The following is a 16,279-nucleotide window of genomic DNA, read 5'->3' as shown; positions in this document are numbered from 1 at the left end:
CGGGGAAGGCGGGAGATGGGTGTCATGGCCAGAAGCGCCGTGTCGGCCCTGCTGATCCTGCTCGGTTGTCTCCTCGTACCGGTGTCCGTGCTGACGGTGTGGGTCCATGACATCGTCCTGGACACCGACCGCTACGTGGCGACGGTCGCGCCGCTCGCGAAGGACCCGGCGATCCAGAACACCGCCGTGGAGCAGGTCAGCCAGGCCGTCGACATCCGCCACAACAGCCGGGAGGTCACCGCCGACATCGCCTCCTGGCTGCGCGCCCATGGCCTTCCGGAACGGGCCGCCGAGACCATCGAGGGGCTGGCCCCGCAGCTGGACTCGGCCCTGGACCAGGCGGTGCGGAAGGTGGCCGCCCACATCGTGCGCAGTGAGCAGTTCCCCGCCGTGTGGACCGGCGCCAACCGGGCCGCCCACACCGCCGTCGTGGGCGCCCTCACCGGCAAGGGCGGCGGGCCGGTCGGCGTCGAGGGCCACGCCGTCACCCTCAACGTCGGCGCCGCCGTGGAGCGGGTCAGACAGCAGCTGGTGGACGCCGGGCTGCCCGCGGTGACCGGGATCCCGGACATCCACCAGCGGCTCGTCCTCTTCCACTCCGACCGGCTCGACACGATCAGACGCTCGGCCCGCCTTCTCGACCTGGCCGGCAACTGGCTGCCCGCGCTGACGGTGACCCTCGGCGGCACCGGAGTGCTGCTCGCGCACCGGCGCCGCCGGGCGCTCGCCCGCGCGGCCCTGGGCGCGGCGCTCGCCTCCCTCGCCCTGGCGGCGGCCCTCGTGGTGGGCCGTCGCTACTACCTCGACCATGTGCCGACGGGCGTGCTGTCCAGGGAGGCCGCCTCGGTCCTCTTCGACACGGTGGTGCGCTTCCTGCGGGTCACCGTGCTCACCGTGCTGGTGCTCGGCGTCGTGGTCGCGCTCGGCGCCTATCTGGTCGGCCCGGGGCGGCTGCCGAGCACGGTACGAGGCCGGGCCGAGATCCTCGCCGACAGCGCGGCCCGCTGGGGCGTGGCCCATGGGATGAGCACCGGCCGGGCCGGCACCTGGACCGCCGACCACCGGCGGGGACTGACGACGGGGGTCCTGCTGGTGCCGGTCGCGGTGTTCGCCCTGTGGAACCACCCCACCGTGCTGACGGTGCTCTTCCTGGTGCTGATCCTGCTGGCCGCCCTCGCGGTGATCGCCCTCCTGGCCGCCACGGGCCGCTCCGGGGCGCCGGGCAGGGGCGGTTAGGGCCGGTAGTCGGCCGACCCGGCCGTCAGGGGGCCGTCCATGGGTCGTCAGGGCCGGCTCGCAGGACGTCAGGGGGCCAGGATGAGCGCGATGAAGATCAGGCACGCGGCGGCGTTGACCACCCAGCTATGGGTGGTGAGCCACTCCCGGACCCGGGGCATCGCGCGCTGCGCCCGGCCGCCGAGGAGGAGATAGACCAGCAGCGGCAGTGCCGCGATCAGCACGGTGGCGGCGATGAACGGCAGCGCCGCGGTCCACTCCGCCCCGTGCTGCTCCAGATTCGCCCCCACGGTCAGCATGACCGCGATGTCGGACGGCATGAACAGGATGATCAGAAAGCCGGTCGTGAGCGCCTTACGGGGACCGGCTTCCAAGAGCGAGCCCAGCCACTTCGGCGGTTCGACCGTCCGGCGCTTCACCACGTTCTTCACGGCTACCAGCGCCAGCAGCCCCACCAGCACCAGCTGCACGATGGTCGCGGCCGCACCTCGATCGGACGGGCTGCCCGGTGCGACCGACTGCCCCAGCAGCGCGAAGATCCACCGGGCGAGAGCGACTCCCACCGCCGTGGCGACCGCCACCCCCAGCAGAAACGCCAGGCACACCCGTACCGGCCGGGCCGTGGTCACCAGGATGACGGCGGCCACGATCTGCGGCCCCGCCATCATGGTGACGGCCAGGGGGAGAACCTGGAGCTCCATGGCTCGCCCGCCCTTCCGGCCTTCGCCGACCGACGACGCTCCCGCACCTCAAGTCCTATCCACCCGCCGCCGCCACCGCATCCGGCGCTGCGCCGGATGCGGCGCCGTAAACTGAAGAGGTGGGGCCCGGCGGGGCGCTCACGGTCGCGCCGGGCGTGGCCGATGGGAGGCGGACGATGAACTACCCGCTGCTGAATATTTTTCTGACCACGATGTGGGTCTTTCTGTGGGTCCTGTGGCTGTTTCTGCTGTTCCGCGTGCTCGCCGATCTCTTCCGCGATGACTCGCTCAGCGGATGGGCCAAGGCGGGCTGGACCGTCTTCGTCCTGGTGCTGCCCTTCCTCGGCGTCTTCGTCTACCTGGTGGCACGTGGCCGGGAGATGGGCGTGCGCGAGATGAAGCGGGCCGAGAAGGCGGAGGCGGACTTCCGGGAGGTCATGCGGACGACCGCCACCACGGGCCAGGCCGAGGAGCTCGCGCACCTCGTGGAGCTCAAGAACCACGGCGATCTCACGCCCGAGGAGTACGAGCGCGCCAAGGCCAAGGTGCTCGCCGCCTGAGCGGCCGCGGACCGACCGGCACGGCGGTGTGCGCGTGGTTCAGCGTGCGGGCACACGGGTGCCGAGGAACTCCCGGATCAGTGGGGCCACCTCGTCCAGGGCGGTTTCGAGGAGGAAGTGGCCGCCGTCCAGAAGGCGCACCTCGGCCTTCGGGTTGTCGCGTACGAAGGCTCGGGCGCCGGCGGGGCCGAAGATGGGGTCGTTCCGGCCCCATACGGCGAGCAGGGGCGGCTGGTGGGCCCGCAAGTACTCGTGCACCCGGGGGTACATGGGGCTGTTGGTGGCGTAGTCCCGGAAGAGCTTGAGCTGGACGAGGTCGTTGCCGGGCCGGGACACCTGCTGGAAGTCGTGGTGCCAGGTGTCGGGGCTGACCAGGCTCTCGTCGGGGACTCCGGTGACGTACTGCCACTTGATCAGGTCCAAGGAGAGTGCCTGGCGGATGGCCTGTTCGTTCTCCGGGCCCTGATCCCGCTGGTAGGCCCACACCGGTCGCCAGAAGTCCTCCACGAAACCGTCGTCGTAGGCGTTGCCGTTCTGCGTCACGATCGCGGTGACCGCTTCCGGGGCGCGCAGGGCCAGGCGCCAGCCGATGGGCGCGCCGTAGTCCTGGACGTAGAGGGCATAGCGGTCGAGGCCGAGATGGCCGAGGAGACCGGCGGTGAGGTCGGTGAGGGCGTCGAAGGTGTAGTCGAAGTCATCGACGCCCGGGGCGTCGGAGAAGCCGAAGCCCAGGTGGTCGGGGGCGATGAGGTGATAGCCGTCCGCCAGCCGCGGCATGAGGTGGCGGAACATGAACGAGCTGGTGGGGAAGCCGTGCAGGAGGACGAGCGCGGGGGCGTCCGCGGGACCGGCCTCACGGTAGAACAGCCGGTGACCCTGGATGTCCGCGAACCGATGGTGCACCTGTGCCATGGCCTGAGCGCCTTTCGCGTCTGTTCCTCTCGGTGTCTTCTCGCCCGGTGCGCCGGATCGGCGCACCGGGAGCCCCGGCGGTCAGTACCGCACCGCCGTGCCCACCTGTGCCGTGATGCGGCCGGTGAGCCTGCGGTGGCTGCGGGCGGTGGCCCTGGTGGGCTTGTTCGGGGGCACCTTGGTGAGGCGCAGGAGGACGGCGTCGACCAAGTCCCCGCTCGCATTGCGGAAGTTGACCTCAACGGCGTAGCCGGCCGTGTGCCGGCCCCCGTTGGTCACGGTCAGCGGTGCCAGGGCCCGTCCCGCGCTGTCGCGGGTCACCCGGCCGGCCTTCACCTCGCGCTTGGCCTGGGAGCCGCCCTTGATCTTGTCCAGCTGGGCCTGGGCCGACGCCCTCGCGGAGGCGATGGCGGCGGAGGCCCGGGACACTTCGGACGACGGGGCGCCCCCGTCGTCCGAACAGCCGGCGGCGGCCGGCGCCAGCACGGCCATGAGGCTCACCGCGCAGATCGTCCGCGTTCGGCGCCCGCTCATCGCGTCTCCCTCGTTCCACCGGCCGGGCCCCGGGCCCTCCGCGTCCACCCTCGGGGCGGTGGGGGACCGGGGCAACCGGAGCGGGGCCGTTCAGGCGTTCGGAACCAGGTGTTCGGAAGGGGGGAGCGGGGGAGTCGGGCCGATGACGGAAGGCGGTCAGGCCGTGGACGTCGCGGGCGGGGGCAGTTCGCCCGAGCCGCGCGGGATCAGCCGGGTCGGCAGGACGAGCTGCCGGGGGTCCCCGCCCGCCCCGTCGAGGCGGCGGAAGAGCAGATCGGCGGCGGTGCGGCCGAGCTGGGCCGAGTCCTGGGCTATGACGGTGATCCCGGGGGAGAGCAGATCGGCGAGCTCGAAGTCGTCGAAGCCGACGAGGGCCACCGGCGCGGCGGGCGCGGGGCGCTCGGCCAGGACCCGTACGACCGTGACCGTGACCCGGTTGTTGCCCGCGAAGAGCGCGGTGACCGGCTCGGCGGCGTTCAGCATGGCGGTGGCCGCGGCCCGGACCCGCTCGGGGTCGGTGGGGCCGGTCGAGACCCAGGCGTCATGGACCGGCAGCCCGGCCTCGTTCATCGCCGCGTGATAGCCGCGCAGCCGCTCGGCGGCGGTGTGGATGCCCGGCAGGTCGCCGAGGAAGCCGATCCGGCGGTGGCCGTGGGCGATCAGATGGGCGACGGCGTCGCGCGAGCCGCCGAAGCTGTCGGCGAGGACGGCGTCGGCGTCGATACGGCCCGCGGGCCGGTCGACGAAGACGGTGGCGACCCCGGCCGCCATCTCGGGGGCGAGATAGCGGTGGTCATGGCCGGCCGGGATGATGACGAGGCCGTCGACCCGGCGCGCGCACAGCGCGAGCACCAGCTCCTGCTCGCGGTCGGGGTCCTCCGCGCTGGATCCGTTGATCAGCAGTGCGCCATGGGCGCGGGCGACCTCTTCCACGGCGCGGCTCAGCGGGCCGTAGAAGGGGTCGGCCAGATCCTCCAGGACCAGTCCGATGCTCGCCGTACGGCCCTTGCGCAGAATGCGCGCGCTGTCGTTGCGGCGGAAACCGAGCGCGGTGATGGCCTCCTGGACGCGGCGCTCGGTGTCGGGGGTGACCCCCGGCTCGCCGTTGACCACTCTGGAGACGGTTTTGAGGCCGACCCCGGCCCGCGCGGCGACATCCTTCATCGTGGGGCGGGTGCCGTAACGGCGTGTGGGGGTGCGGCTGGCGGTGCCCGGGGCGGTGTCGGTCACAGTGCGCTCGTCCCGTCGCTGGTCGTCGTGGGGGAAGGAGTGACGAGCATAACTGCTGGACAACGTTGTCAGCGCCGGGAAGACTGTTGTCGCACACTGAACACGCCCATGCCCCACCAGCATGCCCACCAGGAGAGTCGACACCTATGCCACGTGACCTCATCGCCGCACTGGACATCGGCGGGACCAAGATCGCGGGCGCTCTGGTGGACGGGAGCGGAAAACTGGTCGTAAGAGCCCGTCGCGCCACCCGTGCCCAGGAGGCGGGCGCGACCGTGATGCGGCAGGTCACCGCCGTGCTCGAGGAGCTCGCGGCCACACCGCACTGGTCGCGGGCCGCCGCCGTCGGCATCGGCAGCGCGGGCCCGGTGGACGCCTCCGTGGGCACCGTCAGCCCCGTCAACATCCCCGGCTGGCGGGACTTCCCGCTGGTCGCCGGGGTCCGGGAGACCACCGGCGCACTGCCGCTGACGCTGGTCGGCGACGGGCCCGCGATGACGGCCGCCGAGCACTGGCAGGGCGCGGCCCGCGGCCGTAAGGGCGCGCTGTGCATGGTGGTCTCCACCGGCGTGGGCGGAGGGCTGGTCCTGGGCGGACGGCTGCACCCGGGCCCGACCGGCAACGCCGGGCACATCGGCCACATCAGCGTGGAGCTGGACGGCGACCCGTGCCCCTGTGGCGGACGCGGCTGTGTGGAGCGGATCGCCAGCGGCCCCAACATCGCCCGCCGCGCCCTGGACGGGGGCTGGCGCCCGGGGCCGGACGGCGACACCAGCGCCCGGGCCGTAGCCGCCTCGGCACGGGCCGGTGACCCGGTCGCGCGCGCCTCGTTCGCACGGGCCGCCCAGGCCCTGGCCGCCGGGATCGCCGCCACCGCCGCGCTCGTCGAGATCGAGGTGGCGGTCATCGGCGGCGGGGTGGCGGGCGCCGGGGACGTGCTCTTCGCGCCCCTGCGGCGCGCCCTGCGCGACTACGCGACCCTGTCGTTCGTCCAGGGGCTGGAGGTCGTCCCGGCGCAGATGGGCACCGACGCGGGCGTGGTGGGCGCGGCCGCCGCGGCGGCCCAGGAGGCGCGTCTTGAGGGCTTCGGCCCGGCGGCGGGCACACATCCCACCGGCGACTGACCCCGGCTCTTCACCGTCCGTCCCTGACCCGCTGTCACCGTCTGCCCCTAAGCTGTTCGCCCGGAGCCCGGCAGTGGCCAGGCGGGGCCGAGGAGCGCATCGAGGGGAAGCGGAGCGGTGGCACCGGTGGATATGGGCGGCGATCTGTCCGGCAGGCTGCTGGGCGGGCGGTATCGGGTCACGGGCCGGCTCGGCCGCGGCGGCATGGGCGTGGTCTGCAAGGCCGTGGACGCGGTGCTCGGCCGCGAGGTCGCGGTCAAGGTGTTGCGGGCCCACACCGACGCCTCCAGCGCCGAGCTGGCCGATCTGCGCACCCGGATGCAGCGGGAGGCGCGGGCGGCGGCCCGGATCCGGCACCCCGGTGTGATCACGGTCCACGATGTCTCCGAGGAGAGCGGGCTGCCGCTCATCGTCATGGAGCTGATCGACGGGCCCTCGCTCGACGATGTGATCGACGAGCGGGGCACCATCGACCCCCGGGAGGCCGCGGGGATCGGCGCCGAGATCGCGGACGCGCTCGGCGCGGCCCATGGCGCCGGGGTGCTGCACCGGGATGTGAAGCCGGGCAATGTGCTGCTGGACCGCGAGGGCCGGGTCATCCTCACGGACTTCGGCATCGCGAGTCTGGAGGCGCCCGAGGACGGCGCGACCACCAAGCTGACCCGCAGCGGTGAGCTGATCGGCTCACTGGACTATCTCGCGCCGGAGCGCGCCCAGGGGCAGGACCCGAGCCCGGCCTCGGACATCTGGGCGCTGGGCATGACGCTGTACGCGGCGGTGGAGGGCTCGTCGCCGTTCCGCCGCACCTCCGTATGGTCCACGCTCACCGCGATCGTCACCGAACCGCTGCCCGAGCCGCGGCTGGCCGGGCCGCTGGCGCCCGTGTTGTACGCGCTGATGGACAAGGATCCGCGGGGGCGGCCGTCCGCCGCCGAGGCGCGCCGGATGCTGGCGGAGGTGGCGGCCGGGGAGACACCACGGGCCGTGGCGCCGCCGCCCGTTCCGCCGACCGCTGGGTCCGCGGCCGCCCCGCCGCCTCCGGGCTTCGGCCCGCCGCCGGAGGTGGAGCCGCTGGTGAGCGGCGAGCCGGGCGCGGGGGATCGCGCCGACCCGCGGGCCGCGGGGCGCAGGCGCCGCGGAGCGCTCATCGCGGCCGCGGTCGCCGCCGTCGTGCTCATCGGCGGCGGGGTGACCTACGCGCTGGTCGGAGGCGATGACCACACCACGGCGTCGGACGGGACGAAGGAGCCGCGGCGAGGGGCGGGGCCCGGGGAGACCGTCTCACCGGGCGGCGGAGGGGCGAGCGGCACGCCGGGGCGGGGCAGTGCGCGGCCGGGTGACAGGGCCTCACCGCCCGCGTCCCGCGCCCCGGACGGCGGCGACGGCCACCGGGGCGGACCGGCATCGGCCCGGCCCTCCGGCGCCGCGCCCGTCTGCCATGACAGCGGCGGCGGGCGGTACGACTGCGAGGTGTGGCGGGACGCCACCTCCTACACCCACGGCGGCGAGCCGGTCGGCACCCTCGAGCACGGCGTCAACTACCTCTACTGCCAGGAGAACCTGGGCCGCCGGGAGACCTACGGCAAGTGGACGAACGTGTGGTGGGCCAGGACCGACGACGACAACGGCCATCGCGATGTCTATGTGAGTGTCGTCTACGTCAAGGGCGGGGACAATGACGCGCCCCTCCCCGGGCTGCCCGAGTGCTGAGCCCGGGACGGCCGCGGGAAGGGGCGGATCTCATGGGGGTGGGACGGTTCAGCAGGTGAAGGCCGCGTCGGCCCAGTCCCCGTGGTCGCTGGTGTTCCCGTCCCCGCCGTCGGTGACCACGAGCCGGACCGACTTCGCCCCGCCGATGGCGGCGTCGAGGGCGGTGGCCGGATCGGCGTTGGTCAGCGTCTTGGTGGACGCCACCTTGGTGTCGTCCGCCCAGACCTCGAAGGCGACGGTCCCGTCGGCGCCCTCCTCGTCGTCCACGCCGACCTGTGCGCCGAAGCGCGAGCACCGGCCGCCGGTGTAGTACGTGACCTCGCTGGGCGCGTGCACGCCCAGGCCCTTGTCGTATGTGGTGCCGCCGATGGTGAGCGGATGGCCGTCACCGGCCTCGCTCTCGCCGACGCTGGTGTTCTTCTCCACCGGGCCCCAGCCGTTGAGCGCGCTCAGCCAGGACAGATCGCTCGCGTACGAGCGTCCGGAGGGCGGTGCGACGGCCACATGGACCGTCGAGACCAGCCGCGCGGTGGCCTTGGTGCCTCCGGGCGAGCGGTAGTCGGCGCCGACCGTCAGCTCGTACGCGCCGGGCGCGGCACCGGCGGGCGCGGTGACCTGCCAGCGCGTGGCCAGCTTCGAACCGGTGGGCAGCGAGGCGGCCCGGGTCGGTGAGACGGCCTTGATCCGCCAGCCTTCGGGGCCGGTCAGCCGGACCGAGACCTGCTGGGCCGGGGTGCGCCCGAGGTCGGTGAGGGTGGTCTCGAGCTGCTCCGTGGCCCCGGCCTCGGTCAGCGCCGTGCCGTCGAGGCCGAGTTCGGTGGCGGGCGGGTAGGAGGTCCAGCGGGCGTCGGCCGAGACCCGGTAGAGCACGGTGCCATGGGCCGGGACGGTGGCCGAGATGGCTCCGGCGGTGTTGTAGTCCTTGTGCGCCCACAGGTCGCGCAGCCGGTACGCGGTCGCCTCGGGCAGCCCGGCGCCGGTCGCCGTGGTGGCGATGTGCTGCGGCCGGTCGGTCTCGTTGAACAGCGCGACGGCTCGGCTGCCGTCCGCCAGCTCCTTTGCGATGACCCAGCGCCCGCCCTCGGAGGAGACCACGGTGCCCTGTTTGCCGAGCGGGTCCTGATCGACGGCGATGACCTCGTGGTTGCCGAGGATCTCATAGGTCTCGTCGGTGGCCTTGCGCAGATCGGTGCCGATCAGCAGCGGAGCGGCCATGATCGACCACAGCGAGAAGTGGCTGCGGTACTCGGTGTCCGTCATCCCGCCGTTGCCGACCTCCAGCATGTCGGGGTCGTTCCACCGGCCGGGCCCGGCGTACTGCGCGAGCGGCAGGTTCTGCTTGGCGATCGACAGCATGCTGCCCCAGCTGTCGCTGATGTCGCCCGTCGTGCGCCACAGCTGGCCGAATTCGCCGGCCCACTCCCAGGGCTTGTTCTCGCCCCATTCGCAGATGCTGTAGACGATGGGGCGGCCGGTGGTCTCGGTCGCGGCCTTCAGGGCGTCGCGCATGGCGCGGTAGCGCTGCTTGGCGTCGATGCCCTGGTTATTGCAGTTGTCGTACTTGAGGTAGTCGATGCCCCAGTCGGCGAACTGCTGGGCGTCGGACTTCTCATGGCCGAGCCCCCCGGGGAAACCGGCGCTGTTGCAGGTCTTGGTGCCCGCGCTGGTGTAGATGCCGATCTTCAGTCCCTTGGAATGGACATAGTCGGCGACGGCCTTGATGCCGTTGGGGAAGCGGACCGGGTCGGGGACCAGCTTGCCGTCCGCGTTGCGCTGCGGCAGCGCCCAGCAGTCATCGAGATTGACGTACTGGTACCCGGCGTCCTTCAGCCCCTTCGCCACGAAGATATCGGCGATGCCCTTGACCATCGCCTCGTTGAACTCCGCCCGGCAGTGGGTGGAGTTCCAGTTGTTGAAGCCCATCGGAGGGGTGAGGGCGAGCCCGTCACCGGGCGCGGCGCCCGGGGCGGAGGCCGGTGTGGTGACCTCGGCGGGGTGCGACGGCTGGGCTACGGCCGGGAGGGCCAGGCCGACCGTGGCCAGCAGGCCGGCGCTCAGTGCTCCGATGACTCTTCGTCTCGCGGGTCGAAAACAGCGGTGGCGCACGATGCGGGTCCTCCGTTCCCAACGGGGTGACGCAGTGTCATGACTGCGTCACATGCGAGCGTTTACGGTAGACCCTGTTGGAGTCTGTTGGAAGAGATGCGATAACAGTTGTTCGATATCTCGTCAAAACCCTTGACGATTCAGCTGGGGTGCGGGTGAGATCCCCTCACTCGCGTTCGGTTGTGTTTGATTGAACCTCTGTGGAGGGGCACATGGCACCGTCATCGTCAGGACATCGGATCTCCCGCCGTGCGCTACTACGAGGTACCGCGGCCGGAGCCGGCGCGGTCGCCCTTCCGATGCTGCTGACCGCCTGCGGTGGTCCGGGCAACGAAGTGAAGATCGGCTCCAACGCCTCAGACGCCGTGCCCCGTAAGGCGTTCGACGAGGTGTTCAAGGCGTACGAGAAGAAGTCCGACAAGAAGGTCAAGGTCAACACCGTCAACCATGAAGCCTTTCAGGAAGGCATCAACCGCTATCTGAAGGGCACCCCGGACGACGTCTTCATGTGGTTCGCCGGATACCGCATGCAATTCTTCGCCGAACAGGGCCAGCTCGCCGAGATCAGCGATCTGTGGAAGGGTTTCGACGGCTTCTCGGACGCGCTCAAGGCGCAGTCCACCGGCAAGGACGGCAAACAGTACCTCGTGCCGTACTACTACTACCCGTGGGCGGTCTTCTACCGGAAGAGCGTCTTCGCCCAGCGCGGCTATGAGGTCCCGAAGACCTTCGACGAGTTCCGGGCGCTCGCCAAGCGCATGGACAAGGACGGCCTCGACGCCATCGCCCTTGGAGACAAGGACGGCTGGCCCGCCATGGGGACCTTCGACTATCTCAATATGCGGGCCAACGGCTACGACTTCCATATCTCCCTGATGGGCGGCAAGGAGTCCTGGACCGATCCCAAGGTCCGACACGTCTTCGACCTGTGGCGCGGTCTGATGCCGTACCACCAGAAGGGCGCGAACGGGCGGACCTGGCAGGAGGCCGCGCAGAGCCTGGCGCAGAAGAAGTCCGGTATGGCCGTCTTCGGACTGCCCCACCCCGGACAGCAGTTCTCCGACGCCGACCGCGACGATCTGGACTTCTTCCCGTTCCCCGAGATCGACTCCGCCTATGGCCAGGACGCGGTCGAGGCGCCGATCGACGGCTTTCTGCTGGCGAAGAAGTCCAAGCGGCAGAAGGAGGGCAAGGAGTTGCTGAAGTACCTCGCCACTCCCGCCGCCGAGGAGATCTACCTCAAGCGGGACCCGAACAACATCGCCGTCAATGACAAGGCGTCCAGCTCCTCGTACAACGCGCTCCAGAAGAAGGCCGTCGACCTCGTCTCGAACGCCAAGCAGATATCGCAGTTCATGGACCGCGACACCCGGCCGGACTTCGCGTCCCAGGTGATGATCCGCGCCATCCAGCAGTTCATCAACAAGCCGGACGACATCGACACCCTGACCAAGGACATCGAGTCCCAGAAGAAGACCATCTTCGCCGGCAACTAGGAGATTCGCGCCGTGCCGCTCATCAACGCGCGGCGTGCCAAACGGCGGGGTCCCCGGAGGTTCACCTCCCGTGACCTCGCCGTCATCGGCGTGCTGCTGGGCATACCCGTCCTGCTCGACCTGGCCCTGATCTGGGGCCCGACCCTCGCCTCCATCGGTCTGTCCTTCACCAACTGGGACGGTATCGGCGATATCCATTGGGTCGGCATCGACAACTACAAGACCCTCTTCACCGACTATCCGCCGTTCTGGCCCGCCGTTCGCCACAATGTGCTCTGGGTGGCCTTTCTCGGCTGTGTCGCGACCCCCTTCGGGCTGCTGCTGGCCGTCCTGCTGGACAAGGGCGTCCGGTTCAGCCGCTTCTACCAGTCCACCCTCTATATGCCGGTGGTGCTCTCCCTCGCCATCGTCGGCTTTATCGCGCAGCTGATCTTCTCCCGTGACCAGGGTGCGCTCAACGCGATTCTCTCGAACGAGAACGACCCGGTGGACTGGCTCGGAAACCCGGACCTCAATATCTGGATGGTGCTGCTGGCGGCCGCCTGGCGGCACACCGGGTATGTGATGATCCTCTATCTGGCCGGGCTGAAATCCGTCGATCCCTCGCTCAAGGAAGCCGCCGCGATCGACGGCGCCAGCGAGACCCAGACCTTCTTCCGGGTCGTGCTGCCCACCCTGCGGCCGGTCAACATCATCGTCGGCGTCATCACCGTGATCGAGGCATTGCGCGCCTTCGACATCGTCTACGCGATCAACCACGGCCGCAACGGGCTCGAACTGCTCTCGGTGCTGGTCACCGACAACATCATCGGTGAGGCCAGCCGGATCGGCTTCGGCTCCGCGATCGCCGTCGTCCTGCTGACCGTGTCCCTGGGATTCATCGTGACCTATCTGGTCCAGGAGCTGAGAGGGGGGAAGAAGGGATGAGCACCACCCGGACCGCCCCCGTACGGACCGTGGCCCCGGTGACCGGCCCCGGCAAGCGCCGGGTGACCCGTGGCCGGCTCGGGCTGCACGCCTTCCTCATGGTCGTGTCGCTCGCCTTCCTCGCCCCGCTGCTGCTCGCCGTCTACGCCTCGCTGCGGCCCTACGAGGAGACCGCGAAATACGGGTATTTCTCGCTGCCGCGCCATCTGTCGTTCGACTACTACGCGAAGGCGTTCAACGACTCCGGGATGGGCAAGTACTTCGTCAACTCGCTCATCATCGCGGTGCCCGGGGTGCTGCTGACGCTGTTTCTCGCCTCGTTCGTCGCGTTCTGTGTGACCCGGTTGAAAATACGCGGCGGACTGGTGCTGCTCATGGTGTTCACCGCGGGCAATCTGCTGCCACAGCAGGTCATCGTCACCCCGCTCTACGTACTCTTCACCAAGATCGATCTGCCCTATTGGATGTCGGACTCGATGACGATGTACGACTCCTACTGGGCCGTGCTCGCCGTTCAGGTCGCCTTCCAGGTGGGATTCTGCGTCTTCGTCCTCGCCAACTTCATGCGCACCATTCCCGATGAGATCGTGGAGGCGGCGCGGGTGGACGGGGCGGGGGTGTGGACGCAGTACTGGAGCATCACACTTCCGCTGTGCCGGCCCGCGCTCGCGGCGCTCGCCACCTTGCAATTCACCTGGATGTACAACGACTTCCTCTGGGCCCTCGTCTTCATCTCCGACGGCGAGAAGCTGCCCATCACCTCCGCGCTCAACAATCTGCGCGGCCAGTTCTTCACCGACTACAACCTGCTCGCGGCGGGTTCGGTGATCGTGGCGCTGCCCACGGTGCTGGTCTTCCTGCTGTTGCAGCGCCACTTCATCGCCGGACTCACCCTCGGCGCCAGCAAGGGCTGATACGGCGGCTGATACGGGATCTGATGCGACAGGGGTCGCCGTGGCTCAGGTGGCCGCGGTGACCCCTGCGGCACGAGGGCCCCACGACCCCCGACGACCCGCCGCCACACCTCTCCCGGTCATGTGCCCATACGGGACGGAGCGACGCGATCCGTCACTCGGTCGTCTTCGCGCGTTTCCGTGGCAGGGTGATGCGGGCAACTGTCAGGAGGCGATGGAATAGGGGGAAATGTGATCGTCTGGCTGAACGGTGCGTTCGGTGCGGGTAAGACCGCCGCGGCACGTGAATTGGTGGACTTCATGCCCGGCAGCACGTTCTACGACCCGGAGTTGGTCGGTAACGGTCTGCGGATGATGCTTCCGCGCAAACGACTTGAACAGGTGTCCGACTATCAGGATCTGCCCTCCTGGCGCCGGCTGGTCGTGGACACCGGAGCGGCGCTGATCGCGGAGGTCGGCGGCCCGCTCGTGGTCCCGATGACGGTCCTCAGACAGGAGTACCGGGATGAGATCTTCGGCGGTTTCGCCGCCCGTCGCATCCCCGTCCGGCATGTTCTGCTCCACACCGATGAAACGATCCTTCGCGAGCGCATAGCCGAGCGCGAGGAGATACCGGGGGACGCGGACGCGAGCGAGTCCGTACGCCAGTGGTGCCTGGCCCATCTCGCGCCCTACCAGGCGGCCCTGACCTGGCTGACCACCGATGCCCATGTCGTGGACACCACCGGGCTCACCCCGCGCCAGACCGCCCAGCACATCGCCGACGCCGTCCGCGAGGGCGCCGGGCACTGCGACATCGTGCAGACCCCGGAGCCGAGGGCCGAGACGCTGGCCGCCGGGGTCCTGCTCTTCGACGAGGAGGACCGGGTGCTGCTCGTCGACCCCACCTACAAACCCGGCTGGGAGTTCCCCGGCGGCGTCGTCGAACCGGGCGAGCCCCCGATGTGCGCCGGGTTGCGCGAGGTCACCGAGGAGTTGGGGGTACGGCTGGACGAACCGCTGCGGCTGCTGGTGGCCGACTGGGAGCGCCCCCAGCCGCCCGGCCACGGGGGGCTGCGGCTGCTCTTCGACGGCGGCAAGCTCTCCAGCGCGGCCGCCCGGGAGGTGCTGCTGCCCGGCTCCGAACTGCGCGGCTGGCGCTTCGTCACCGAGAGCGAGGCCGCCGCGCTGCTGCCCCCGGTGCGGCTGAGCCGGCTGCGCTGGGCGCTGCGCGCCCGTGAGCGGGGCCGCCCGCTCTATCTCGAAGCGGGCGTCCCCACCGACTGACCCCACCGACTGACCCCACCGACTGACCCCACCGACTGACCCCACCGACTGACACCACCGACTGACACCACCGACTGACCGACGGCTGATCCCGCCGCCCGCCGCCCGCCGACCGCGTACGGGGTGACACGGCGGGAAGGGGGGGCTCAGCCCTTGCTCTCCGCGTACATCCCCAGGAACAGCGCCTCGGTGAGCGAGAGCTTCTCCAGCTCCTCCGGGGAGACGCTCTCGTTGACCGCGTGGATCTGCGCCTCCGGCTCGCTCAGCCCGATCAGCAGGAGCTCCGCTTCCGGGTAGAGCGAGGCCAGCGTGTTGCACAGCGGGATCGAGCCGCCCTGCCCGGCGATCGCCATCTCCTGGCCGTCGTACGCCAGGCGCATCGCCTCCCGCATCGCCGCGTACGCCGGGCTCGTGGTGTCCGCGCGGAACGGCTGGCCCTGGCCGATCTGCTCCACCGAGAGCCGAGCGCCCCACGGCACCGAGGACCGGAGGTGCTCGGCGAGCAGCCGGTTGGCCTCCTCCGCGTCCACGCCCGGCGGCACCCGCAGGCTGACCAGCGCCCGCGCGCTCGCCTGGACGGACGGCGTGGCGCCGATCACCGGCGGGCAGTCGATGCCGAGCACGGTGACCGAGGGGCGCGCCCAGATGCGGTCGGCGACCGTACCGGAGCCGATCAGCCCGACCCCGTCGAGCACCTTGGCGTCCTTGCGGAAGTCGTCTTCCGGATACTGCAAGCCGTCCCACTCGGCATCCGGGTCGAGGCCCTTGACGGTGGTCGAGCCGTCCTCGGCGCGCAGCGAGTCCAGGGCGCGGATCAGCGCGGCGAGCGCGTCCGGGGCCGCACCGCCGAACTGACCGGAGTGCAGATTCCCCTCCAGGGTGTCCACCGAGACCCGCAGCAGCGTCATACCGCGCAGCGTGGCCGTGACGGTGGGCAGCCCGACCCGGAAGTTGCCCGCGTCGCCGATCACGATCGTATCGGCGGTCAGCAGCTCCGGATGGGCCTCGGCATAGCGCTCCAGACCGCCCGTGCCCTGCTCCTCCGAACCCTCGACGATCATCTTGACGTTGACCGGGACCCCGCCGTTCTCCTTGAGCGCGCGCAGGGCGGTGAGATGCATGATCACGCCGCCCTTGCAGTCCGCCGCGCCGCGCCCGTACCAGCGGCCGTCGCGCTCGGTCAGCTCGAAGGGCGGGGTGTGCCAGGCGTCCTCGTCCAGCGGGGGCTGCACATCGTAGTGCGCGTAGAGCAGCACGGTCGGGGCGCCGGCCGGACCGGGCAGAAAGCCGTAGACGGACTGGGTGCCGTCCGGGGTGTCCAGCAGCGCCACCTCCTCGAACCCCTCGGCGCGCAGGGCGTCGGCGACCCACCCGGCGGCGGCCTCGCATTCGCTGCGCGGGAACTGCGCCGGGTCCGCGACCGACTTGAAGGCCACCAGCTCGGCCAGCTCGGCCCTGGCACGCGGCTGGAGGGCGGCGACGGTGGCGGCGAGAGGCGCCTTCTCCATGGGGACACTCCTGGGATGCGACGGGCAGACGGCGGGATGCGCTGCGATGGGCACG

At 70.8% G+C, this 16,279-nt stretch carries 14 protein-coding genes; 8 read left to right on the top strand and 6 right to left on the bottom strand.

Features of this window, described 5'->3' with window-relative positions; genetic code table 11:
* Positions 1–24: 24 nt before the first annotated feature.
* On the top strand, positions 25–1,236 hold the full coding sequence (locus NQU54_RS31825; RefSeq protein ID WP_257634038.1) for a hypothetical protein: 1,212 nt from the start codon (positions 25–27) through the stop codon (positions 1,234–1,236).
* A 68-nt stretch (positions 1,237–1,304) separates the two neighbouring features.
* Here NQU54_RS31825 and NQU54_RS31820 read toward each other — a convergent pair whose 3' ends face one another.
* Entirely contained in the window at positions 1,305–1,937 is a 633-nt protein-coding gene (locus NQU54_RS31820) for a GAP family protein (protein ID WP_257634037.1), read from the bottom strand.
* 176 nt (positions 1,938–2,113) lie between these two features.
* Here NQU54_RS31820 and NQU54_RS31815 point away from each other — a divergent pair, with 176 nt between their 5' ends.
* Positions 2,114–2,497: an SHOCT domain-containing protein gene (locus tag NQU54_RS31815; protein ID WP_257634036.1), complete on the top strand. Its 384-nt coding sequence runs from the start codon at positions 2,114–2,116 to the stop codon at positions 2,495–2,497.
* 39 nt (positions 2,498–2,536) lie between these two features.
* Here NQU54_RS31815 and NQU54_RS31810 read toward each other — a convergent pair whose 3' ends face one another.
* The 3 genes from NQU54_RS31810 to NQU54_RS31800 all read right to left on the bottom strand — a co-directional run bounded on the left by NQU54_RS31810 (position 2,537) and on the right by NQU54_RS31800 (position 5,173).
* Positions 2,537–3,409: an alpha/beta fold hydrolase gene (locus NQU54_RS31810; RefSeq protein WP_257634035.1), complete on the bottom strand. Its 873-nt coding sequence runs from the start codon at positions 3,407–3,409 to the stop codon at positions 2,537–2,539.
* Positions 3,410–3,490: 81 nt separating this feature from the next.
* The gene (locus NQU54_RS31805) at positions 3,491–3,943 is read right to left on the bottom strand and encodes a hypothetical protein (RefSeq protein ID WP_257634034.1); all 453 of its coding nucleotides are present in this window, start codon (positions 3,941–3,943) and stop codon (positions 3,491–3,493) included.
* A gap of 156 nt (positions 3,944–4,099) precedes the next feature.
* Positions 4,100–5,173, bottom strand: a complete 1,074-nt coding sequence (locus NQU54_RS31800) for a LacI family DNA-binding transcriptional regulator (RefSeq protein ID WP_257634033.1) — start codon at positions 5,171–5,173, stop codon at positions 4,100–4,102.
* Positions 5,174–5,319: 146 nt separating this feature from the next.
* On the opposite strand from NQU54_RS31800, the gene NQU54_RS31795 reads away from it, so the two are divergent.
* Both NQU54_RS31795 and NQU54_RS31790 read left to right on the top strand, forming a co-directional pair.
* Positions 5,320–6,297, top strand: a complete 978-nt coding sequence (locus NQU54_RS31795) for an ROK family protein (RefSeq protein ID WP_069871267.1) — start codon at positions 5,320–5,322, stop codon at positions 6,295–6,297.
* A gap of 132 nt (positions 6,298–6,429) precedes the next feature.
* Positions 6,430–8,007, top strand: a complete 1,578-nt coding sequence (locus NQU54_RS31790; RefSeq protein ID WP_257634074.1) for a serine/threonine-protein kinase — start codon at positions 6,430–6,432, stop codon at positions 8,005–8,007.
* Positions 8,008–8,055: 48 nt separating this feature from the next.
* Here NQU54_RS31790 and NQU54_RS31785 read toward each other — a convergent pair whose 3' ends face one another.
* Positions 8,056–10,113, bottom strand: a complete 2,058-nt coding sequence (locus NQU54_RS31785) for an NPCBM/NEW2 domain-containing protein (RefSeq protein WP_257634032.1) — start codon at positions 10,111–10,113, stop codon at positions 8,056–8,058.
* 212 nt (positions 10,114–10,325) lie between these two features.
* On the opposite strand from NQU54_RS31785, the gene NQU54_RS31780 reads away from it, so the two are divergent.
* The 4 genes from NQU54_RS31780 to NQU54_RS31765 all read left to right on the top strand — a co-directional run bounded on the left by NQU54_RS31780 (position 10,326) and on the right by NQU54_RS31765 (position 14,716).
* On the top strand, positions 10,326–11,609 hold the full coding sequence (locus NQU54_RS31780) for an ABC transporter substrate-binding protein (protein WP_208972899.1): 1,284 nt from the start codon (positions 10,326–10,328) through the stop codon (positions 11,607–11,609).
* A 12-nt stretch (positions 11,610–11,621) separates the two neighbouring features.
* Positions 11,622–12,536, top strand: a complete 915-nt coding sequence (locus tag NQU54_RS31775; protein ID WP_069871273.1) for a carbohydrate ABC transporter permease — start codon at positions 11,622–11,624, stop codon at positions 12,534–12,536.
* Positions 12,533–13,450 (top strand): carbohydrate ABC transporter permease, encoded by a 918-nt coding sequence (locus tag NQU54_RS31770; RefSeq protein WP_257634031.1) that lies wholly within the window; start codon positions 12,533–12,535, stop codon positions 13,448–13,450. The genes NQU54_RS31775 and NQU54_RS31770 overlap by 4 nt, the downstream gene beginning before the upstream one ends.
* 231 nt (positions 13,451–13,681) lie before the next feature.
* Positions 13,682–14,716, top strand: a complete 1,035-nt coding sequence (locus NQU54_RS31765) for an NUDIX hydrolase (protein ID WP_257634030.1) — start codon at positions 13,682–13,684, stop codon at positions 14,714–14,716.
* Between the two features lie 146 nt (positions 14,717–14,862).
* Here NQU54_RS31765 and NQU54_RS31760 read toward each other — a convergent pair whose 3' ends face one another.
* Positions 14,863–16,224, bottom strand: coding sequence for a dipeptidase (locus NQU54_RS31760; protein ID WP_257634029.1), 1,362 nt, complete (start codon positions 16,222–16,224; stop codon positions 14,863–14,865).
* Between the last annotated feature and the right edge of the window lie 55 nt (positions 16,225–16,279).

The sequence above is a fragment of the Streptomyces malaysiensis subsp. samsunensis genome (genome assembly GCF_024519315.1).
Taxonomy (GTDB): domain Bacteria; phylum Actinomycetota; class Actinomycetes; order Streptomycetales; family Streptomycetaceae; genus Streptomyces; species Streptomyces malaysiensis.
The sequence above is the reverse complement of the archived record's forward strand: the minus strand, read 5'-3'. Positions and strand labels throughout refer to the sequence as shown.